Source organism: Metapseudomonas resinovorans (assembly GCF_002003485.1).
Taxonomy (GTDB): domain Bacteria; phylum Pseudomonadota; class Gammaproteobacteria; order Pseudomonadales; family Pseudomonadaceae; genus Metapseudomonas; species Metapseudomonas resinovorans_D.
In genome coordinates, this window is sequence record NZ_BDMA01000041.1 from 1 (window position 1) to 307 (window position 307).

The 307-nt window shown below is 67.8% G+C and carries 1 pseudogene; it reads right to left on the minus strand.

The features are described from left to right. Nucleotides 1-272 (minus strand): annotated as a pseudogene (gene gcvT / locus MnOB_RS11810) (glycine cleavage system aminomethyltransferase GcvT); the annotation flags it as partial. Between the last annotated feature and the right edge of the window lie 35 nt (nucleotides 273-307).

The following is a 307-nucleotide window of genomic DNA, read 5'->3' on the forward strand; positions in this document are numbered from 1 at the left end:
ATCGCGTAGCGCTGCATGCCCACCGGCAGGTCGAGGATGTCCACCGGCACCAGGCTTTCCAGGGCGCGGGCGGCGTTGTCGCCGCGCAGGATGACCTGGCCCATGTGCGAGACATCGAACAGGCCGGCCTGCTCGCGGGTGTGCAGGTGTTCCTTGAGCACGCCGAGTGGGTACTGCACCGGCATGTCGTAGCCGGCGAAGGGCACCATGCGCGCACCGAGTTCGAGGTGCAGGGCGTGCAGCGGGGTTTTGGCGAGGGTTTCGGTAGTCACGCGGAATCTCCAGTAGGGTGCGCCGTGCGCACCGA